Below are 19,385 nucleotides of genomic sequence, written 5' to 3'. Positions count from 1 at the left end.
CTCCATTGCAACCTTCTCCGTTTTCAAGGACTTCGATGAACGCAGCCGCCTGTTTCCGTCCCCGCGCCGCGCGCCACTCCGGCCCCGTCTTGCGCCCCCTTGCCCTGATCCCCTTCACGCTGGTCCCCTTCGCCCTTGCCGGCGCCGCCACGGCGCAAACGGTGGAAGCGTCCGCAATGGCGCCCGCCGCAGAACCACAGGTCGTCACCGTTTCCGCGAACCGCCGCCGCGAACCGGCGCGGGAAGTCCCGATGCAGGTCGACATGCTGCGGGCCGAGCAGCTCGAGCAGGCGGGCGCGAAGATGCTGAGCGACTACCTGGCCAACCAGCCGGGCGTGGACGTGAAGAACGGCGGCGGCGCCGGTTTCGGCAGCATCAGCATCCGTGGCGTGTCCACCGGCGACCAGACCATCGCCACGGTGGGTACCTACATCGATGACGTGGCCTATGGTTCCAGCACGCCTTTCGCGCTGGGTTCCGTCACCTCGCTCGACATGGCCTTGCTGGACCTGCACCACATCGAGCTGCTGCGCGGACCGCAAGGCACGCTGTACGGCGCCGGCGCCATGGGTGGCCTGCTGAAGTACGTGACGAACGAGCCGAACCCCCGCGAATTTTCTGGCAAGGCCGCCATCGGCTTCAGCGCCACCCGGGGCGGCCGGCCCGGCCACACGGAGAACATCGTGCTGAACGTGCCGCTGCGCGAGAACGTGGCGGCGCTGCGCGTGGCGGCGTTCAATGACAAATCCGGCGGCTACATCGATGCAACGGGGCCGGCGGCCGGCGCCAATATCAACGGCGGGCGCAACAGCGGCGCCCGCGTGTCGGTGCTGGTGGAGCCCGGCGACAAGCTGAAGGTGCGCCTGACGGCCACCGCCCAGAACACGCGGCGCGACAGTACCGATTACGTGGACTACGACGCCGCCACGGGCCGCCCCTCGGGGCGCGAGCCGACCCGGCACGCCGCGCTGCGCGAGCCTTACGACATCAAGGTGCGCATCGCCGCCGCCGATATCGAGTACGACTTCGGCTGGGCGCGGCTGAACGCGATCACGGCCCGGCAGACCAACGATATCGACCTGCGCCTGGACTATACGGGCGTGTACGCGCCGCTGCTGGCGCCGCTGGGACTGGACCTGGCGGGCGTGGGCGTGCACCAGTCCACGCAGGTGCGCAAGTGGACGCAGGAATTCCGCCTCACGTCGCCGGCGCGCCGCACGGTCGAATGGCTGGCCGGCCTGTTCTACGACGACCAGCGCGGCGGCAACGAGCAGCTGGTCGGCTCCACGCTGGCCGGTACCGCCGCCGCGCCGGGACCGGACCTGCTGCGGGCCAGCGTGCCCAGCGAATACCGCGAGCTGGCCGCCTATGGCGACGTGACGTGGAACGCCACCGCGCGCCTGGCGCTGACGGCCGGCCTGCGCGTGGCCCGCAACGAGCAGGACTACCACCAGCGCGCCTCCGGCATGCTGATGGGCGAGGCGACCGACATCGTGTCGGCGTCGAAGGACACCAGCACGACGTACATGGCCACGGCGCGCTACGCGCTGGATGCCACCAGCAACGTGTATGTGCGGGCCGCGAGCGGCTACCGGCCGGGCGGCCCGAACGCGGTGCTGAAGGATTTCCAGACCGGCGCCACCGCCGCGCCGCCCACCTTCGACCACGACGAGCTGTGGAGCTATGAACTGGGCTACAAGGCCGACCTGCTCGGCCGGAAGCTGGGCGTGGAGGCGGCCGTGTACGACATCCGCTGGGACGACATCCAGCAGTTCTACGCCGTCAACGGCATCAACGTGATCGTCAACGCGGGCAAGGCGCATATCCAGGGCGCGGAACTGAACCTGCAGTACCGGCCCGCCGCCAACTGGCAGTTGACTGGCGCACTGACGTGGATCGACGCCCGCCTGTCCGAGGACGCCCCCGGCCTGGCACGGAACGGCGCGCGCCTGCCCAATACCGCGCGTGTCTCGGCCAGCGTCGGGACCCGCTACAGCGGCGAGCTGGCGGGTCGGCCCGCGTACGCCGGCTTCGACGCCCGCTACGTCGGCAAGCGCAATGCCGGCTTCGACGAGAACCCGACGCTGCCCAACTACGTGCTGCCGTCGTACGCGATGGTGAACCTGCAGGCAGGCATGACGTTCGGCGCGACCACGGCCAGCGTGTACGTAAACAACCTGCTCGACCGCCGCGCCCAGCTGGCCGGCGGCACCGGCTTCGTGCCCTACGGCGCGCCCGTGAACATGACGGTGCAGCGCCCGCGCACGGCCGGCGTGATGCTGACGCGGGAGTTCTGAATGCGCGTCTTCCTTGCCGCCTTTGCCCACGAGACCAACAGCTTTTCGCCGCTGCCGACCACGCTGCGTTCGTTCCGCGACGATATCCTCTACCTGCCGGGCGACGACGCCGCCCGCGACAAGGCGCGCGGTTTTGCCGGCTATGCCGACCTGCTGGCCGTGGCGGCCGCGCGCGGCGACGAGGTGGTGGCCGGCATGTGCGCCTGGGCCCAGCCCGCCGGCCCGGTGGCGCGCGATGTCTACGAGGGCCTGCGCGACGAGCTGCTGGCCGAACTGCGCGCCGCCGGCCCCGTCGATGCGGTGCTGCTGGTGCTGCATGGCGCGATGATGGCGGACGGCTATACCGATTGCGAAGGCGACCTGCTGCGCCACGTGCGGGCGCAGGCCGGGCCCGCGATGCCGGTGGGCGCCCTGCTCGACCTGCACGGCAACGTGACGCCGGCCATGCTCGGCAGCGGCGCGCTGCTGGTCGCCTGCAAGGAATACCCGCACACCGACTATGCCGAGCGCAGCGCCGAGCTGTATGCCTTGCTGGCGGCGATGGCCGCCGGCGCGCCGGCGCCGCGCATGCTGATGCGCCGCGTGCCGATGCTCGGCCTGTTCGGCACCACCGAAGGGCCGATGCGCGCCTTCGTGCGGCGCCTGCAGGAGGCGGAGCGGCAGCCCGGCATCCGCTCGGTGTCGGCGATGCACGGCTTCCCGTGGTCCGATGCCGTGGACACCGGGGCGGCCGTGCTGGTGGCGCACGACGCGTCCGCCGCGCAGGCCGCGGAGGAACTGGCGGCCCGGCTCGCAGGCGAGATGTTCGGCCTGCGCGGCGCCGCCGCGGCCCGCCTGCCGCTGGACGAGGCGCTCGATGCCGCGCTGGCCATCGATGGCGCCTGCAGGCCGGTGGTGCTGGCCGACGGCGCCGACAACCCGGGCGGCGGCGCTGCCGGCGACAGCACATTCGTGCTGCGCGCGCTGCTCGACCGCGGCATCGACAACGCCGCGCTGGGCATGATCTGGGATCCGCAGGCCGCCGCCATTGCCGCCGATGCCGGCGCGGGCGCCCGGCTGCCGCTGCGGATCGGCGGCAAGGTAGGGCCCCGCTCGGGCGCACCGGTGGACGTCGAGGCCGAGGTGCTGTGCGTGCGCGGCGACGCGCGCCAGCCGGGCCTGGGCGGCAAGGGCAGCGACGCCCTCGGCCTGGCCGTGGCGATCCGCGCGGCCGGCATCGACATCGTGCTGAACACGGTGCGCCAGCAGGTGTTCTCGCCCGAGTGCTTCACCGAACTGGGTATCGACGTGCGCGCACGTCGCCTCGTCGTCGTCAAGTCGACCCAGCATTTCCGCGCCGGCTTCGACCCCATCGCGGCCGCCACCGTGTACTGCGACACGCCCGGCACGCTCAGCGTCGACATCGCCGGCATTCCCTACCGCGCGATCGCACGGCCGATCTGGCCGCTGGACCCGGACCTGGGCGACCTGCCCATTCTGGCCAACCCGCCCAACCAGCACAACCGATAGGACCACCATGCAAGCCACCGTTCTGCAACGCCGGCCCGCCGTCAACCTGACGCACGTCTCGATCGGCCTGCTCGCGCTCACGCTGTTCATGGGCACCGCCGCCAAGGTCGTGCTCAGCCCTCTGCAGGAACTGGTGCGCGCGGACCTGGGCATCAGCGACAACGAGATCGGCCTGATCCAGGGGCTGGCGCTGGCCATTCCGCTCGCCCTGCTGTCCGTGCCGCTGGGCCGGCTAGTCGATTCGACCAACCGCTCGCGCCTGCTCGTGGTGGCCGCCCTGGCCTGCGCCGCCGGCAGCGCGCTGACCGCCTTCGCGCACGGCTTCGCGATGATGTTCGCCGCCCGCATGCTGGTCGGCGCCTCGGTCGCCGCGGCCGTGACGGCGGCCGTGTCGCTGGCTTCCGACCTGTCCGACGCCGGCACGCGCGGCCGCACGCTGATGCTGCTCGGCCTCGGCCAGGCCTGCGGCGCCGCCGCCACGTTCCTGCTGGTGGGCGTGCTGCTGGGGTGGCTGCCCGGGGTGCTGCCGGCCGCGGCGCAAAGCGCGGGGCTGACGCCATGGCGCCTGGTCCAGCTCAGCTTCGCGGCCGTGATGGCGCTGGCGGGCCTGGCCCTGCTGGCGCTGCGCGAGCCGCCAAGGCGCGAAGAAGGCACGGCCGTCGCCGGCGACGTGCGCGCCGCCCTGCGGGAGCTGTGGACGTATCGCCGGCTGATGATCCCGATGGTGGTCGGCATGACGACGATCGGCATGGCCGATGCGGCGGCCAGCATCTGGGCCGTGCCGGTGCTGACGCGCGTGTTCCACCAGCAGCCGGCCGACTTCGGCGCGTGGATGAGCGCCGTGTTCCTCGGTTCCGGCATCATCGGTACAGCGATCGGCGGCTACCTGGCCGACATCGGCCAGCGTGCGCGGGGACGCAGCGGCATCCTGATCGGCACCATCGCCGGCGCGGCACTGTCGATTCCCGCGGCCTTCTTCCCCCTGATGCCCAGCACCACCGCGTTCGCGGCGCTGTTCGCGCTGCTGCTGACAGCCGGCGCGATCACCGGTATCGCCTCGACGGCGGCGGTGGCCGTGCTCGTGCCGAACGAGTTGCGCGGCATGTCGATCAGCCTGATCAATGCGGTGGCACTGCTGATGAGCTATGGCGTGGCACCGTCCGTCGTCAGCGTCAGTGCCGGCCTGCTCGGCGCGCCGGACGATATCGCCGTGCCGCTGGCCGTGGTCGGCGTGGTCACCAGCGTCTGCGGCACGCTGGCGTTCCTGCTGGCGATGCGCGCCGCGGGGCGCCGGCCGGACTGACCGGCGCCCCGTTTTTTAGCCGTATTTTCTCCCAATTTTCAGCCCCGCACCACAGCCAGCCCCCGGCGCGCGGGGCCGACGGCGGCCGGGTCGACCCCGGCCAGCGAGCCCGGTACCGCATCGCCCAGCGCCAGCGCGGCGCACAGTTCGCCCGCCGCCGGCGCCGTCTGGATGCCATAGCCGCCCTGCCCCGCCGCCCACACGAAGCCGGGCACCAGCGGATCGTGGCCGATCACGCATTCGCCGTCGGCGACAAACGAGCGCAAGCCCGCCCAGACGTGCCGGGGACGCCGCACGGTCAATGTCGTCATCCGCTCGATGGCGTCGATCGCGATGGCGATGTCGAGTTCTTCCGCCTGCACGTCGTGCGCGACCACCGGATCGGCGTTGAACGGGGAGCCGAGCAGCAAGCCCGCGTCCGGCTTCACATAAAACGCGTGTGCGGCGTCCATGAACATCGGCCAGCCGCCCGTCGCCATCCCCTCCGGGGCCGCGAACAGCAGGGCCGAGCGGCGCTTGGGCACGAGGCCGATGGGGGCGGCGCCGGCCATGGCGCCGACCGCGTCCGCCCAGGCACCGGCGGCGTTGACGACGACCGGTGCGCGGAACTCGCCGGCACCGGTCTGCACGCACCACTCGCCGCCGGTGCGGCGCAGCGCCTGCACGCCGGCCCCGCACACGACCTGGCCGCCCCGCGCGCGCACGCCGCGCAGGAAGCCCTGCAGCAGCGCATCGACGTCGATGTCCGCCGCATCGTCTTCGAGGATGGCGCCGAGCAGCCCTTCCGGCCGCAGCACGGGCACCAGCGCCAGCGTCTCGGCCGGGGTGAGCCGCCGCGCCCTGGCCGACACGGAGCGCACCAGCGCCTCGTGCGCAGCCAGTGCCGATTCACCGCCCTCGTGCGCGAACAGCAGCGCACCGCGCGGCGTCAGCAGCGGGTGTTCGGCGAAGCCGGGCGGCGGCGCGTCGAAGAACGGCCGGCTGGCCAGCGTCAGCGCGCGCACCTGTGGCGGGCCATAGCTGGCCATGTACAGCGCGGCGGAACGCCCGGTGCTGTGATAGCCCGGCTGGCTTTCCAGTTCCAGCACCGTGACACGCGCCGTGCGGGACAGCCACCAGGCGGCCGAGGCGCCGGCGATGCCGCCGCCGATGACGAGGAAATCGCTGCGAGCCTGCATTGCACCTCCATTTTCAAATTAAGAAAGTTTTTCCATATTTGAAATATAGGGTACGCGGGCATCCGCTGGCAAGCACGGCGTGCCTGCCCGGCATCTGGAGCGTGTATTTACAGGAGGTCGGGACGCGATTCGATCAGGTGTTCGGCATCGCCCGAGCAGATCGACAACACCCGGCAGGCACCGTCGCCGACGGCCAGGTAGGCATGGCCCATGCCGCTGTCGAAGTAGATCGAATCGCCCTGCGCCAGCCGCACGGGCGCATACAGTTCCGTGTGGAGTTCCACGGTGCCTTCCAGTACATAGGCGTATTCCTCGCCGGGATGGCGGATCAGTTCGCCGAACTCCTTCAGCGTGCGCGCGCGGATGTCGGCGATGATGGGCACGATGCGCTTGTTCAGCAGGTCCGCCGCCGGATACAGGTGCGCGTAGTTCGATGTTTCGATCGCATAGCCGCTGCCGGCGCGCGTGATGCTGCGCCGCCCGCTGGGCGCGGGCCCGGCCGGCGGCGCGACCGACGGTTCCGGGGAGAACAGCTGGCCGATGTCCACGCCCAGCGCGCGCGAGATGCGCAGCATCTTGTCGTAGCTGACCGACATGCGGTTGTTCTCGATCTTGGACAGCGTGGACACCGGCAGGCCGGCGCGCTCGCTGGCTTCGCTCAGCGTCATGCCGCGCTGCTTGCGCAGCTCGCGCAGCGATTTGCCGAGCTCGCCAGCCGGGCTGGCAGGGCTGGCTGGGTTCGTACTCTTGCTCATCAGAGTTTTCTTCTGCGATGGAAAATCCAACGATACCATAGACGGCATGGAAATTTGCGGGATCGGAAAACCGCTTTTTCAAACGTGGAAATCCGTGCGGTTGCGCCGGCAGCAAAATTCCGACAGCCGCCGCAACGGGCCGCCGGACACCGAAGACGGCCCGGCCCATGATGGGCCCATCCACACCAACGGGAGGACCACATGAAATACCGCACCATCGCAAACATGCGCGTTGCCGCGCTGGGCCTGGGCTGCATGGGCATGTCCGAGTTCTATGGCGCCACCGACGAGGCGCAGTCGCTGCGCACGCTGGAAGCGGCGTACGACGCCGGCGTCACGCTGTTCGACACGGCCGAATCGTACGGCAACGGCGACAACGAGCGCCTGCTGGGCCACTTCCTGGCCGGCCGCCGCGGCAACGTGCGGGTCGCCACCAAGTTCGGCATCGTGCGCGAAGCGGGCAGGTACGAGCGGCGCATCGACAACTCGCCGGCCTATATCCGCCAGGCCGTCGAGGGCTCGCTTTCGCGGTTGGGCACCGACACGATCGACCTGTATTACGTGCACCGCATCGATCCGGGCGCGTCGCTGGAGGAAACGATCGGCACGCTGGCCGGCCTGGTCGACGCGGGCAAGGTGCGCGCCATCGGCCTGTGCGAAGTGACGCCGGCCACGCTGCGCCGCGCCGCTGCCGTGCACCCGATCGCCGCGGTGCAGAGCGAGTATTCGCTGTGGACGCGCGATCCCGAGGACGGGCTGCTGGCCGCCTGCGCGGCGCTGGGCACGGCCTTTTGCGCCTACAGTCCGCTGGGCCGCGGTTTCCTGACCGGGAAATTCGACAGCGCCACGCAGCTGGCGCCGGACGATTTCCGCAGCTTCAACCCGCGCTTCACGGGCGACAACCTGCGGGCAAACCTGAAGATCGCCGACACGGTGCGCCGGCTCGCGGCGGACAAGGGCTGCACGCCGGCCCAGCTGGCGCTGGCCTGGCTGCTGGCCCAGGGCGAGCACGTGATCCCGATTCCCGGCACCAAGCGCGAGGCCTACCTGCGCGAGAACCTGGGCGCCGTCGACGTGGTGTTGACGCCGGCCGAGGTGGCGGCGATCGGTGCTGCGCTGCCGCAGGGGATGGCGGCGGGCCAGCGCTACAGCGAGGAAGGCATGAAGGGGCTGGACGCCTGAGCCGGCAGGGGCCGGCGCGGCAACAGTCCATCGAAGCGCCGGCGTTGCCGGCGCGGCCGATCCCCACCATAATCGCGCTCACGCCAATCACGATCGCCAGGAACCCACCCACCCGATGGATAACCTCACTGCCGTCCGCACCTTCCTGCGCGTCGTGGAAACGGGCAGCTTCGCCCGCGCCGCCGACACGCTGCAACTGCCGCGCAACACCGTCACCAAGCTGGTGCAGCAGCTCGAGGCGCACCTGCGCATCAAGCTGCTGAACCGCACCACGCGGCGTGTCTCGCCCACCAGCGACGGCACGGCGTATTACGAGCGCATGGTGCGGCTGGTGGAGGAATGGGACGAGGTCGAAGACGAGCTGGCGCGCGCCCGCAGCCATCCGCGTGGACGCCTGCGCGTGGACATGGGCACCACGATCGCCTCGCTGCTGCTGATCCCGTCGCTGGCGGCGTTCCATGCCCGCTATCCGGACGTGCAGATCGACATCGGCGCCAGCGACCGGCCCGTGGACCTGGTGGGCGAACGGGTCGATTGCGTGATCCGCGCCGGCACCGTCACCGATCCCTCGCTGATCGCGCGCCAGCTGGGCAGCCTGCCGCAGGTGGCCTGCGCCAGCCCGGCCTACCTGGCAGCGCACGGCATGCCCGCCCACCCCGCCGACCTGGAACAGGACCACACGATGATCCGCTACGTGTACGCCGGTTCGAACCGCGCGCAGCAGGTCATGCTGGCGCGCGGCGAGGAAACGGTGGAGGTGAAGGGGCGGCACTTCGTCTCCGTGAACGAGAGCGGCGCGCTGCTGTCGGCCGCGCTGGCCGGCCTGGGCATCATGTACGCGCCCGCGTTCATTTCCGGCCGCCACGTCGACAGCGGCGCCCTGGTGCCCGTGCTGGAAGGCTGGCGCGGCCCGAATGTGCCGATCTGCATCGTCTACCCGGCCAACCGCCACCTGAGCGCGCGCGTGCGGGTGTTCGTCGACTGGATGATCGAGCTGTTCCGCGCCAGCCCGTACACGCTGCCGCCCGGACCACCGCGCGGCTGAACCGTTACGACTGGTTCTGCCCCGGCCGGCTGTCCTTCAGCCGTTCGACGAACCAGCGTCCCGCCGGCCCCGGCGGCAGGTCCTTGCGGTGGATCGCGTGCATCGAAAAGCCCGGCCCCACAGTGGGACTGGTCTCGAGCGCGATGCGCACCAGCGTGCCGTCGCGCAGGTCGCCTTCGACCATGTGCAGCGGCATGTGGCCCCAGCCGAGCCCCGCGCGCAGGAACGCGTGCTTGGCACCCAGGTCGGCCAGCCGCCAGGTCCTGGCAGACAGCACACCGAAATTGCGGCCCTCGGTCAGCACCGAGCGGTCCGTCAGCACCAGCTGCACGTGCTGCCCGGCGGCCTCGCGCAATACGACACCCTTGACCCGCGCCAGCGGATGCTGTGGCGCCACTACGGTGACGGCGCCTACCTCGAGCAGGTATTGCGACACGCAGTCGGCCGGCACGTCCGGCAGGGAACCGATGATGGCGATGCGGCACTGGCCCGCGAGCAGCGGCTGAACGACGGCGCCCAGCGCCTCCACATGCAGGCGCAGCGGGGTAGACGGGAACTGCTGCTGGAATGCCTGCACGGCCGCCGTAAGCGTGGCGATCGGGAACATGACGTCCACCGCCACCGCCAGCTCCGGCTCCAGCCCCTCGGCGAGCGTGCGGGCGCGCGCCTTGAACGCATCCATGCTGCCCACCGCGGCACGCGCGCCTTCCAGCAGCGCCCGGCCCTGCTCCGTCAGCACCGGATAGCGCCCGGTGCGCTCGAACAGCGCGAAGCCCACCTGCAGCTCCAGGTTGGCCAGCGTGTGGCTGACCACCGACTGGGCCCGGCGCAGGCGCCGGCCGGCGGCCGAAAAGCTGCCCTCTTCCGCGGCGGCGATAAAAGTGCGCAACTGGTCCAGCGACAATGCGTCCAGCATCCATCTACTCCTTGGATTGAATGTATCGAATTATATCGGCTATCCAGATCGATTGTCGACGCCTACGATGGCTCCACTTCTTCACACCTACCAGGAGATCCATCATGAATGCACGTGTCGATATTGCTTATCCAGCCACCGCCGAACGCGGCATCGTCCACCGTACGCGCGGCCGTGGCCGCGGCGGCGTGACCCGTTTCGTCAGCCCCGGCGACCTGGGCGAACTGATCAAGCCTTTTGTCTTCGTCGACCTGTTCGAGCTCGAATCGTCGCGCCACAAGATGGGCATGCACCCGCACTCCGGCATCGCGACCGTGACGGTGATCCTCGACGGCGCGCTCGAGTACCGCGAAACCACCGGCAGCCGCGGCGTGCTGCCCGTCGGCGGCATCGAATGGATGCGTGCCGGCGGCGGTGTGTGGCACGAGGGCGGGCCGGCCGATGGCGGCGGCGTGACGGGCTTCCAGCTGTGGCTTGCGCTGCCCCCCGAAGACGAGAACGGCCCGACCCAGAGCATCTACCTGGCCCCGGAACACGTGCAGTCGGATGGGCCGGCGCGCGTGGTGATCGGGCAGTACGGCACGGCGAGCAGCGCGATCCGCCCGCGTGCCCCGATCAACTACCTGCACGTAACGCTGCGCGACGGCGAGACATGGCGCTACCAGCCGCCGGCGGGCCATGACGTGGCCTGGGTCGCGGTCGGCCGCGGCGCCGTCGACACGGCGGGCACCACGCTGGAACGGGAAGTGGCCGTGCTCGAGGAAGGCGGCGGGGAACTGGTGTTCACCGCGCGGGGCGCAACCGACTTCGTACTGGGTTCGGCGCCGAAACACCCGCACGAGCTGGTGACGGGCTACTACTCGGTGCATACCAGCCACGCGGCGCTGGTCCGGGGCGAAGCGGAGATTGCCCGCATCGGTGCGGAGCTGCGGGCCGCTGGCGCGATGTAAGTCCTTCCGGTCGCATCGCCGGACGGCAAACAAGCCGCGCCGCCTTCGGGCGGCGCGTCTCATCGCCGTTCCACGCCCACTGGCGCTGGCCGGCACCTGTCGCCCGACAGGCAGCAAATCCCCGACAGTTCCCGCAAGCACACGACTGACCGTGCCGCGCGAAGGCGGCACCATGGCGGCTCACCAACGCATGCGGAGAACAGCCATGTACAAGGACCTTCCCCCTTCGACCGCCTATCGCCTACTGGAGTCCGGGCCGATATTGCTGGTCTCGACCGGCAATGACGAGCAGCACAATGTGATGACGCTGGGTTTTCACATGATGCTGCAGCACGAGCCACCGCTGGTGGCCTGCGTGATCGGCCCGTGGGACCACAGCTTCGAGACCTTGCAGGAAACCGGCGAATGCGTGCTTGCCGTGCCGACCGTGGACCTGGCCGAGGTGGTGACGAAGATCGGCAACTGCTCCGGTGTCGATGTCGACAAGTTCGCCGGGTTCGGCTTGACCGCGCAGCGCGCCAGGACGGTGGCGGCGCCGTTGATTCGCGAGTGCCTGGCGAACCTGGAGTGCCGCGTCGCCGATGCATCGATGGTGGATCGCTACAGCATGTTCATCCTCGAAGTGACGCGCATCCGTATCGACGACACGCGCGCCGAGCGGCGCCTGATCCACCATGCGGGCGATGGCCGGTTCATCGTCGACGGCGACACCGTCGACATGGGCCGCCACATGACGCGCTGGCGCTACCTGATGGACAAGTGAGCGCGCCGGATCATTCCTATTCGCGGTACAGCACCATGCCGGCGTGATACAGCACACCGCCGCGGAAATCGCCGTCGGCGGTAAATCCCGTGTCATCCAGATATTCGATGTGGTCATCCACGATCCAATAACGGCCCCGGTATGCGCTGCGCCGGCGGCCGCGCGCTTCGTCGTAGCGGCCGTTCGCCAGCAGTTCATGGCGGATGTAGCCGTCCGCCGTGACCCACACCCCGGCATAGGGATGGCCGGGACCTTGCGGCGATTGCTCCCGATTGCCGTGACCCGCCGCGCCTTTCGTGTCGAATGCCGTGTCATCCATGATCATCTCCCGTGGTGTCGAATGAAGCAAAGTGTAGGTGCCCGGGCCGGCGCGCACGATGCCGTTTCGTCGCTTTCGATTGCCTCATCCTCTCGCGCTGATCCATACGCCCCTTAGATCGTTTCCATCGACAGGTGCGGCGCATTGGCGCCGCAAATTCACGACACCACGCGCAAACGCGCGACGGACAGCGCCAAGGCGCGGCGGCAAGATGTCTCCACGGTCAACCACCAAGGAGAATCCCATGAGTACCCTGATCAACGTCGCCTCTTTCCATGCGCGGCCGGGCCAGTCGGCCGCATTGGGCAGCGCGCTGCTGTCCCTCGTACCCCAAAGCCGCGCCGAACCCGGCAATGTGCAATACGACATCTGCCAGGCCATCGACGCGCCCGACACCTGGCTGGTGTTCGAGCAATGGCGCTCGCGCGGCGATTTCGACTTTCACATGAGCACGCCGTATGTCACGCAGTTCCTTGCCGCCGTGCCGGACCTGTGCGACGGCGAGCCGGACCTGCGCAGCTACACACTGCGTTCGCGGGATACCGGCGAACAAACCAGACCGATCTGAGGAGGCCACCATGAACCAGCACGCCACCCAGGTCTGGCTGATCACCGGCTGCTCGACGGGCTTCGGCCGGAGCCTGGCCAGCCACCTTCTCGACAGCGGCCGCTGCGTCGTCGCGACCGCGCGCAAGCCGGAACAGCTGGAAGAATTCAAGGACCGTCCGAACGCGCTGCTGCTGCCGATGGACGTGACCGAAGCGGCCAGCGTCGAGCGTTGCGTGGCCGCGGCGCTCGAACGCTTCGGTCATGTCGACGTCCTCGTCAACAACGCCGGCACCGGCTACTTCGCGGCTGCCGAGGAGAGCGACGAGGACGACGTGCGCGCGATGTTCGAGGTGAACTTCTTCGGCACCGCACGCACCATCCATGCGCTGCTGCCTCACCTGCGCCAGCGTCGCAGCGGCACGATCGTCAACCTCACGTCCGTCGGTGGCTTCATCGGCTATCCGGCCGTCGGCTATTACTGCGCCAGCAAGTTCGCCGTCGAAGGCCTGTCCGACGCATTGCGCACGGAACTCGCGCCGCTCGGCATCCACGTGATGACGGTCGAACCGAGCGCCTTCCGCACCGAGTGGGCCGGTGCTTCGGCCGAGCCCGAGTCGACCATCGCCGACTACGACGCGACCGCGGGCGCGGCACGGCGCGCCTACCGGGAATCGGTCGGCCACCAGGCTGGCGATCCGGCACGGGCGGCACGGGCGATTGCCGCCGCGGTCGAAGCCGAACGGCCTCCCGGCCGCCTGTTGCTCGGCAACGAAGCGGTGGATGAGGCGCTGAAACGGCTGGAGACGCTGCGGCGCGACTTCATCGACTGGGAATCGGTCGCGCGTGGCGCCGACTTCCCGCAGGACTGATTCCGCAAGACTGATTTTTCCACATGACTTAGCGACATTTCACAAGGAGGACATCATGCAACGATTCGACGGGAAGGTTGTACTGGTCACCGGCGGCAGCTCCGGCATCGGCGCCGCGGCGGCAAAGCGCTTCAGTGACGAAGGCGCAAGGGTCGTCATTGCCGGCCGCAATGCGGACAAGCTGCACAAGCTCGTGGCGGAACTGCCGGCCGACCGGACGCTGGCCGTGGCGGCCGACGTCTCGAACAGCGGCGAATGCGCAAAGCTCGTCGCAGCAGCGGTGGAACGATTCGGCCGGCTCGACACACTGGTCAACAACGCCGGTGCGAACATTGTGGGCAGCGTCGCGGAAACGGATGACGAGACCTGGCGCACCTGTATCGGCGCCGACCTGGACAGCGTGTTCTACATGATCCGCGCCGCCCTGCCGCATCTGGAAAAAACCCAGGGTTCGGTCGTCAATGTGGGGTCGGTGTCGTCGCTGGGTGGCGGCTGGAGCCATGCGGCCTACTGCGCGGCGAAGGCGGCGGTGGCAAACCTGACACGCTCGGTCGCCTGCGATGCCGGCAAGGCCGGCGTGCGGGCCAACACGGTTTGCCCGGGACTCACGGTCACCGACATGGTCAGCGAGATCATGGAGGACGAGGCCCTGCTGGAGAAAGCCTGGGAACGGATTCCGCTCAGGCGTGCGGGCGAACCGGCGGAGGTCGCCGCGGCGATTGCCTTCCTGGCCAGCGACGAGGCGAAGTTCATCACCGGCGCGGCATTGCCGGTCGACGGCGGACAGACCGCGACCGATGGCGGCCCTGAATGGGGTAAATAGAAATCGGGAGGAACCGCACCTCGTCAGGTGCACCCGGCAGCCAGTCCATCGAGCTGGCTGCCGGTGCCCTGCACCGCACTCCCCGGCCGATGACTGTCGGGAAGCGCCGTCCTCCCCGGTACCGGACCGCCCGATGCATGCCGGTAGTCCGTCGGCGAGCAACCCGTCGTTTTCCGGAACACATGCGAAAAGTGGCTCGGGCTCCTGTAGCCCACCGCAAGCGCCACTTCGAGAATCGTATGCCGGCATTCGCCCAGCATGCGGCTGGCCTCCGCCATGCGCAGCTGCGTCAGGTACACCGACGGCGAAACGCCGGTCGCTTTCTTGAACGAGCGGCTGAAATGAAACGCGCTCAGACCAGCCAGGCTGGCCAGGTGCCCCAGGTCGAATGGCTCGTCGAGGAACTCGCGCATCGCGTTGATCACCAGTTGCAGCTTGTACGGGGGCAGGCCCTGGTGGGTTGCCCCGCGGATGTCTCCGGTCCGGCCATAGCGCCGTACCAGATGCGCCGAAATCGCCTGCGCGAGGCTCGCCATGAAATGAGGGCACGGCGCTTCCCGCAGCCGGGTAGCCACGTACAAGGCGTCCATCAGCCCCCGCAGGGTATCGTCGCGCTCGCCCATGACATCGCGAAATGCAAAGCGGGCAAGCGGCCTGTTGACGATGTCCTGCACGGTTTGCGCCAGCAACGCGGGGCTCAGGGATACCCGCATCATCTCGACGGGAATCGATGTCCCTTCCTTTCGACGCAGGCGAATGGGCACGGTGCCCGAGACCAGGCAGAAGTCCCCGGCCTGCAGCGTGCGAGCCTGCCACAAGCCGAAGGGGCACAGGGCCTCGATCGCCGCACTGCCCCGCGCAATCCAGAACAGCGACCGGTCCTTCACCGCATGGGTCAGCCAGGCATCGACCAGTTCGTCGATCGTCGCGATATCGACACGCACTCCCGGTGCGCGAAGAATCCGTCCGGCATCGGCACGGTGGCGGTCTTGCCCCTTCGGCAGGTTGGCAAACGAGAGATCGTTCATCGATGTTGTGAACCGAAGCTCTTGGATGAGGTTGAAAGACAGGGCTGCGTAATATGCGTCGCCCAACGCAACGGGATCCCGTGATCGGCAGACCACGGGATCCAGATTAGACAGTTTTTTCTTTTATGTCAAAGAGTTTTCTATTTTAGAAAACATAGTCTGGCGTCGATAGCCTGGCGCAAGTCATTTGGCATTCCGGTAGGCGGCAGCCGTCGTCGGCCGTGCCGAGTTGTGCTCCTTGTAGATCTTCCATCCGGCGGGGGTGCAGCGCCACAGGATCGACGTGCGGGAAATCAGGTGCATCACATCGCCCTGTTTCGGCGTCACCTCGAACACGAATTCGAGCACCGAATGGCTGTAGCCGGGGCCGACGGCGACCGCGTGCGGCTCTTCGGTGATCTTGTGGTGCACGCTCTTGAACTTCGGCACCAGGCCGTACCAGACCTTGCCGTAGTCGTCGGCCGTGGTGCGCACGCGCAGTTCCGGATCGAAGTCGTCGAACAGGCTCAGGTCCGTGCTGGTGAAGTCGTACCAGCGGGCGAGATCCTTGCGGAAGTTGAACTCGGGGTCCCCTGCGGCGCGCTCCCAGCCGGTCATCACCCAGTCCCGGTGCAGCGCGGCCGCGCCGTCCTTGCCGGATACCGGGCAATCGGTGCGCAGGTCGGCGGCCCAGGCCGGGGCGAACAGCAGGGCGGTGGTCAAGGCCATGGCGGTGTGTTTCATGATGTCCTCCGTAACGTCGATGGGGACATCATCGGATAACGCCGCCAGGTTGTCCGCCGTGCCGTTGCGCCGGCTGTCGGTATTTTGCTGCGGGAGCCGGCCGGTCAAACTCAGATCACGGCGAGCAGGCCGCCATCGACCTGCAGCGCAATGCCGGTCACGTAGCTGGACATGTCGGAGCCCAGCCAGACCACCGCGTCGCCGATCTCCTCGGGCTTGCCGAGACGGCGCAGCGGCGTGCGCTGGCGGAAGCCTTCGGCCGCATCGGCAATGCCGGCCGCGGTGCGCAGCAGGTGCGTGTCGATCGTTCCCGGCGCCACCGCGTTGACACGGATGCCGTCCGGCCCCAGCGCGTCGGCCAGCGATTTGGCCATCAGCACCACGCCACCCTTGCTGGTGGAATAGGCCACCGTCATGCCGGCACCGACGATGCCGCCCATGCTGGCCATCAGCACGATGCTGCCGGCCTTGCCGTTCGCCTTCATCTGCCGCGCCGCGGCCTGCGCCGAAAACAGCGTGCCGTCCAGGTTCACGGCCATCAGGCGGCGGTAGCTTTCCTCGCTGACGTCGGCGCCGTCGTCGCGCGCCGTGATGCCGGCATTGGCCACCATCACGTCCACGCCGCCGAAGGCCGCCGCGGCATCGACGAGCCGTTCGACCTCGGCCTTGCGGCTCACGTCGGCCTGCACGAAGCGCGTGGCCACGCCCAGCGCCTCGATCTCGTGGGTGGTCGGGGTTCCCCCTTCGCGAGGCAGTTCCGCGATATCCGATACCAGCACGGCCTTCGCGCCGTGCCGGGCTGCCGAGATGGCGATGGCGCGGCCGATGCCGCTGGCGGCACCGGTGACGATGACGACTTTGTCTTCCAAAAGGTTGCTCATTGCTTTCTCCTGGTGAGGGTTCGTATGAGAAGCGTTCAGGCGGCCGGGAACATGGCCGGCAGGGCATTCAGTTGCTGCAGCAGCGAATACAGGTGGGCGACGCCCCAGTGCTCGGTGATCCGGCCATCCTGCACGCGCATCACGTCCACCGTATCGAACTGCACCTTGCGGCCCGTGGGCGCGATGCCGAACAGCGCGCCCTCGTGGGTGCCGTGGTAAGTCTTGAACGTCGTGACCCGGTCGCCCTCGACGGACTGCCAGTGGATCACCGCGTGGAAGTCCGGGAAGGCCTGGCGCAGTGCTCGATACAGCAGGCGCGCGCCGGCCTTGTCCGGCGTGCCGGCCGGTTGCGGCGTGTGGTCGACGAAATCGTCGGCGAACAGCTCGTCGAACAGCGCGAAGTTCCCGCCGCCCTGCACTTCCTCGGTATTGCGGCGAACCACGGCCTTGGCGATGGCGCCGATATCGGTATTGGTGTTCATGTCATGCTCCTGGTGTTGAAGGGCTTAGCCCAGTTTGACGAGATTGACCGCCGGCAGTACGCCGCCGGGGAATTGCTGCAGGGCGCCGCCCACTTCCAGGCTGCCCAGGTCGATGCCGGCGAAGCCGAGGCGTTCGATCAGGCCGGCCACCACCGCTTTCGCTTCGCGGTCGTCGCCGGACTGGAACACCACGCGGCGTCCGCCGCCTTCGTGCGGGTCGCTGGCCAGCACGGCGGCCAGCAGCGTGTTGAAGGCCTTGACCACGCGGGCACCCGGCACGAGGCTGGCGAATACCTGGCTGGAATTACGCCCGCCCAGGTCGGCCAGGCGGTAGCCCGGCAGCAGCACCGGATTGTTGGCATCGATGACGATGCGGCCAGTCCAGTCGATGCCCGCGACGGCTTCTTCCAGGCGCGACCAGTTCACGCTGACGAACACGATGTCGGCCTGCGCCGCCTGTTGCGGCGTGCCGGCCGTGGCGCGGGGACCGAGGGCATCGACGGCGCCGGCCAGCGATGCCGGGCCGCGGCTGTTGCTGAGGATGACGTCGATGCCGGCCCGCACGAGCTGTTTGGCGATGGCCTGGCCGATGGCGCCGGCGCCGATGATGCCGACGGTGGTGACGGGTTTGACGGTATTGGTCGTGGCGTTGGTCGTGGTATTCATGGTGTTCTCCTTGAGGTCGTTGGGAGCGCGTTTCCTGCGCTGATGGGATCAGTGTAGTGGGGGTTGATGTCGTGATAAATGCTATAAATACTGCTTCACTATTCCCATATTGATGACAATCGAACGACTCGGGGAGTGGCTGCATGCCAACGTGGTGCGCAGGGCGGAAGCTTCACGGGCGGGGCTGCGGCCGAACAGGCGCTTGAACTCGCGGCTGAACTGGGAGCAGCTCTCGTAGCCGACGAGGCGCGACGCACTGGCGGCGCTGACGCCATCGCGCGCCATCAGCAGCCGGGCATGGCGCAGCCGGGTCGACTTCAGGTATTGCATGGGCGTCGTCAGCGTCAGCGCCTTGAAGTGGGCATGGAATGCCGTAACGCTCATGCCCGCTTCGGCGGCCAGCGAAGGGACATCGACCGCCCGGTGATAATCGGCATGGATGCGCCGCAGTGCCTTGCCGACGCGGCCCGCATGGCGATGCTGGCCCAGCGCCGCATGCACCGCCCCGCCCTGCGGGCCGACCATCACGCGATACAGCATTTCGCGCACCATGGCTGGACCCAGCACGCGTGTGTCGGTGGGCGAACGCAGCGCCTTCAGCAAGCGCAGCAGCGGTTCTCCCACCGCATCGTCCAGCACTACGGGACCGGCGCCGCCCTCGCCCGACCCGACAGGGAAAGAACCGGCCGGCAGCAGCAGCATGATTTCCGCTGCGGCCTTCAGGTCGACGTCGATCCGCACGGCCAGCGATGCCATCGCGCAGCCGGGCGGCACCATGGTCAACGACGACGGCAGCACCAGGCATTGCAGCGGCTGTGGTTCATCCTCCGTGCTGGCATGGAAGCGGCCGATCACGATGGCCGGGAAGCGACCGGCCAGCGTGGCCAGGTCGACGTTGCGCAGCAAGTGAACACCGTCCAGGCCGCAACAGCCCGCGTCGTTGGCGAGGGTGCCCGCCTTGAGCAGGTCGACGAGGCGCCGTTCCAGGTTCGACTGCATGTATGGCCCCCATTGAAGTGTTGCCAGCGAAGTGCCGCCAGACGTGCTTCTAGTGTCGCTGGGAAAGTCGCGTGGCCCGTCGCGATATTGCTGCCGGTATCGGCTGCTTGCTGCTTCGTTGCAGGGGAGCGTATCCGGGGCCGGTCAA

20 protein-coding genes are annotated in these 19,385 nt (G+C 68.7%); 10 read left to right on the top strand and 10 right to left on the bottom strand.

Features of this window, described 5'->3' with window-relative positions; all coding sequences use genetic code 11:
• Positions 1-35: 35 nt before the first annotated feature.
• Genes EWM63_RS22440 through EWM63_RS22430 form a run of 3 tightly spaced genes read left to right on the top strand, consistent with a single transcriptional unit; the run spans position 36 to position 5,109 of the window.
• Positions 36-2,297, top strand: coding sequence for a TonB-dependent receptor (locus EWM63_RS22440; RefSeq protein ID WP_165390890.1), 2,262 nt, complete (start codon positions 36-38; stop codon positions 2,295-2,297).
• The gene (locus EWM63_RS22435) at positions 2,298-3,806 is read left to right on the top strand and encodes a M81 family metallopeptidase (protein ID WP_130188517.1); all 1,509 of its coding nucleotides are present in this window, start codon (positions 2,298-2,300) and stop codon (positions 3,804-3,806) included.
• A 7-nt stretch (positions 3,807-3,813) separates the two neighbouring features.
• Positions 3,814-5,109, top strand: coding sequence for an MFS transporter (locus EWM63_RS22430; protein ID WP_130188516.1), 1,296 nt, complete (start codon positions 3,814-3,816; stop codon positions 5,107-5,109).
• Between the two features lie 38 nt (positions 5,110-5,147).
• Here the strand turns inward: EWM63_RS22430 and EWM63_RS22425 are convergent, their stop codons facing one another.
• Positions 5,148-6,287: an NAD(P)/FAD-dependent oxidoreductase gene (locus EWM63_RS22425; RefSeq protein ID WP_130188515.1), complete on the bottom strand. Its 1,140-nt coding sequence runs from the start codon at positions 6,285-6,287 to the stop codon at positions 5,148-5,150.
• 107 nt (positions 6,288-6,394) lie between these two features.
• Positions 6,395-7,042 carry a helix-turn-helix domain-containing protein gene (locus EWM63_RS22420; RefSeq protein ID WP_130188514.1) on the bottom strand — a complete coding sequence of 216 codons (648 nt, stop codon included), beginning with the start codon at positions 7,040-7,042 and terminating at the stop codon, positions 6,395-6,397.
• A gap of 201 nt (positions 7,043-7,243) precedes the next feature.
• Between EWM63_RS22420 and EWM63_RS22415 the strand changes: the two genes are divergently transcribed.
• Complete coding sequence (locus EWM63_RS22415) at positions 7,244-8,224, top strand: aldo/keto reductase (protein WP_130188513.1); 981 nt, start codon at positions 7,244-7,246, stop codon at positions 8,222-8,224.
• A 115-nt stretch (positions 8,225-8,339) separates the two neighbouring features.
• Positions 8,340-9,269 carry a LysR family transcriptional regulator gene (locus tag EWM63_RS22410; RefSeq protein ID WP_130188512.1) on the top strand — a complete coding sequence of 310 codons (930 nt, stop codon included), beginning with the start codon at positions 8,340-8,342 and terminating at the stop codon, positions 9,267-9,269.
• Between the two features lie 4 nt (positions 9,270-9,273).
• Here the strand turns inward: EWM63_RS22410 and EWM63_RS22405 are convergent, their stop codons facing one another.
• Positions 9,274-10,185 carry a LysR family transcriptional regulator gene (locus tag EWM63_RS22405; protein ID WP_130188511.1) on the bottom strand — a complete coding sequence of 304 codons (912 nt, stop codon included), beginning with the start codon at positions 10,183-10,185 and terminating at the stop codon, positions 9,274-9,276.
• Positions 10,186-10,289: 104 nt separating this feature from the next.
• Here EWM63_RS22405 and EWM63_RS22400 point away from each other — a divergent pair, with 104 nt between their 5' ends.
• Positions 10,290-11,135: a pirin family protein gene (locus EWM63_RS22400; RefSeq protein WP_130188510.1), complete on the top strand. Its 846-nt coding sequence runs from the start codon at positions 10,290-10,292 to the stop codon at positions 11,133-11,135.
• Positions 11,136-11,340: 205 nt separating this feature from the next.
• The gene (locus EWM63_RS22395; RefSeq protein WP_130188509.1) at positions 11,341-11,898 is read left to right on the top strand and encodes a flavin reductase family protein; all 558 of its coding nucleotides are present in this window, start codon (positions 11,341-11,343) and stop codon (positions 11,896-11,898) included.
• 16 nt (positions 11,899-11,914) lie between these two features.
• On the opposite strand, the gene EWM63_RS22390 is transcribed toward EWM63_RS22395, so the two are convergent.
• Complete coding sequence (locus EWM63_RS22390) at positions 11,915-12,217, bottom strand: Atu4866 domain-containing protein (RefSeq protein WP_130188508.1); 303 nt, start codon at positions 12,215-12,217, stop codon at positions 11,915-11,917.
• Between the two features lie 244 nt (positions 12,218-12,461).
• Here EWM63_RS22390 and EWM63_RS22385 point away from each other — a divergent pair, with 244 nt between their 5' ends.
• The 3 genes from EWM63_RS22385 to budC are packed head-to-tail and all read left to right on the top strand — an operon-like array spanning position 12,462 to position 14,458.
• Positions 12,462-12,785, top strand: a complete 324-nt coding sequence (locus tag EWM63_RS22385; RefSeq protein WP_130188507.1) for a putative quinol monooxygenase — start codon at positions 12,462-12,464, stop codon at positions 12,783-12,785.
• Between the two features lie 10 nt (positions 12,786-12,795).
• On the top strand, positions 12,796-13,635 hold the full coding sequence (locus EWM63_RS22380; RefSeq protein ID WP_130188506.1) for an oxidoreductase: 840 nt from the start codon (positions 12,796-12,798) through the stop codon (positions 13,633-13,635).
• A gap of 55 nt (positions 13,636-13,690) precedes the next feature.
• The gene (budC, locus tag EWM63_RS22375) at positions 13,691-14,458 is read left to right on the top strand and encodes a meso-2,3-butanediol dehydrogenase (protein ID WP_130188505.1); all 768 of its coding nucleotides are present in this window, start codon (positions 13,691-13,693) and stop codon (positions 14,456-14,458) included.
• A 23-nt stretch (positions 14,459-14,481) separates the two neighbouring features.
• On the opposite strand, the gene EWM63_RS22370 is transcribed toward budC, so the two are convergent.
• From EWM63_RS22370 to EWM63_RS22345, 6 genes are all read right to left on the bottom strand, one after another.
• Entirely contained in the window at positions 14,482-15,486 is a 1,005-nt protein-coding gene (locus EWM63_RS22370; protein WP_130188504.1) for a helix-turn-helix domain-containing protein, read from the bottom strand.
• A gap of 183 nt (positions 15,487-15,669) precedes the next feature.
• Complete coding sequence (locus EWM63_RS22365; RefSeq protein ID WP_130188503.1) at positions 15,670-16,209, bottom strand: Cif family virulence factor; 540 nt, start codon at positions 16,207-16,209, stop codon at positions 15,670-15,672.
• Positions 16,210-16,319: 110 nt separating this feature from the next.
• Entirely contained in the window at positions 16,320-17,090 is a 771-nt protein-coding gene (locus EWM63_RS22360; protein ID WP_130188502.1) for an SDR family oxidoreductase, read from the bottom strand.
• A gap of 35 nt (positions 17,091-17,125) precedes the next feature.
• Positions 17,126-17,572: an ester cyclase gene (locus EWM63_RS22355; protein ID WP_130188501.1), complete on the bottom strand. Its 447-nt coding sequence runs from the start codon at positions 17,570-17,572 to the stop codon at positions 17,126-17,128.
• 24 nt (positions 17,573-17,596) lie between these two features.
• On the bottom strand, positions 17,597-18,238 hold the full coding sequence (locus EWM63_RS22350) for an NADPH-dependent F420 reductase (RefSeq protein ID WP_130188500.1): 642 nt from the start codon (positions 18,236-18,238) through the stop codon (positions 17,597-17,599).
• An 81-nt stretch (positions 18,239-18,319) separates the two neighbouring features.
• On the bottom strand, positions 18,320-19,237 hold the full coding sequence (locus tag EWM63_RS22345) for an AraC family transcriptional regulator (protein WP_130188499.1): 918 nt from the start codon (positions 19,235-19,237) through the stop codon (positions 18,320-18,322).
• Between the last annotated feature and the right edge of the window lie 148 nt (positions 19,238-19,385).

This window comes from Pseudoduganella lutea (genome assembly GCF_004209755.1).
Classification (GTDB): domain Bacteria; phylum Pseudomonadota; class Gammaproteobacteria; order Burkholderiales; family Burkholderiaceae_D; genus Rugamonas; species Rugamonas lutea.
Note: the sequence above shows the minus strand (reverse complement) of the source record. Positions and strands in the feature narration are given on the sequence as shown.

Bases quoted from the DNA above. Each gene is read 5' to 3' on its own strand.
- EWM63_RS22425 (WP_130188515.1), bottom strand. From the start codon at position 6,287: ATGCAGGCTCGCAGCGATTTCCTCGTCATCGGCGGCGGCATCGCCGGC.
- budC (WP_130188505.1), top strand. From the start codon at position 13,691: ATGCAACGATTCGACGGGAAGGTTGTACTGGTCACCGGCGGCAGCTCC.
- EWM63_RS22365 (WP_130188503.1), bottom strand. From the start codon at position 16,209: ATGAAACACACCGCCATGGCCTTGACCACCGCCCTGCTGTTCGCCCCG.
- EWM63_RS22390 (WP_130188508.1), bottom strand. From the start codon at position 12,217: ATGGATGACACGGCATTCGACACGAAAGGCGCGGCGGGTCACGGCAAT.
- EWM63_RS22395 (WP_130188509.1), top strand. From the start codon at position 11,341: ATGTACAAGGACCTTCCCCCTTCGACCGCCTATCGCCTACTGGAGTCC.
- EWM63_RS22370 (WP_130188504.1), bottom strand. From the start codon at position 15,486: ATGAACGATCTCTCGTTTGCCAACCTGCCGAAGGGGCAAGACCGCCAC.
- EWM63_RS22435 (WP_130188517.1), top strand. From the start codon at position 2,298: ATGCGCGTCTTCCTTGCCGCCTTTGCCCACGAGACCAACAGCTTTTCG.
- EWM63_RS22400 (WP_130188510.1), top strand. From the start codon at position 10,290: ATGAATGCACGTGTCGATATTGCTTATCCAGCCACCGCCGAACGCGGC.
- EWM63_RS22420 (WP_130188514.1), bottom strand. From the start codon at position 7,042: ATGAGCAAGAGTACGAACCCAGCCAGCCCTGCCAGCCCGGCTGGCGAG.
- EWM63_RS22360 (WP_130188502.1), bottom strand. From the start codon at position 17,090: ATGAGCAACCTTTTGGAAGACAAAGTCGTCATCGTCACCGGTGCCGCC.
- EWM63_RS22440 (WP_165390890.1), top strand. From the start codon at position 36: ATGAACGCAGCCGCCTGTTTCCGTCCCCGCGCCGCGCGCCACTCCGGC.
- EWM63_RS22415 (WP_130188513.1), top strand. From the start codon at position 7,244: ATGAAATACCGCACCATCGCAAACATGCGCGTTGCCGCGCTGGGCCTG.
- EWM63_RS22410 (WP_130188512.1), top strand. From the start codon at position 8,340: ATGGATAACCTCACTGCCGTCCGCACCTTCCTGCGCGTCGTGGAAACG.
- EWM63_RS22345 (WP_130188499.1), bottom strand. From the start codon at position 19,237: ATGCAGTCGAACCTGGAACGGCGCCTCGTCGACCTGCTCAAGGCGGGC.
- EWM63_RS22430 (WP_130188516.1), top strand. From the start codon at position 3,814: ATGCAAGCCACCGTTCTGCAACGCCGGCCCGCCGTCAACCTGACGCAC.
- EWM63_RS22355 (WP_130188501.1), bottom strand. From the start codon at position 17,572: ATGAACACCAATACCGATATCGGCGCCATCGCCAAGGCCGTGGTTCGC.
- EWM63_RS22350 (WP_130188500.1), bottom strand. From the start codon at position 18,238: ATGAATACCACGACCAACGCCACGACCAATACCGTCAAACCCGTCACC.
- EWM63_RS22405 (WP_130188511.1), bottom strand. From the start codon at position 10,185: ATGCTGGACGCATTGTCGCTGGACCAGTTGCGCACTTTTATCGCCGCC.
- EWM63_RS22385 (WP_130188507.1), top strand. From the start codon at position 12,462: ATGAGTACCCTGATCAACGTCGCCTCTTTCCATGCGCGGCCGGGCCAG.
- EWM63_RS22380 (WP_130188506.1), top strand. From the start codon at position 12,796: ATGAACCAGCACGCCACCCAGGTCTGGCTGATCACCGGCTGCTCGACG.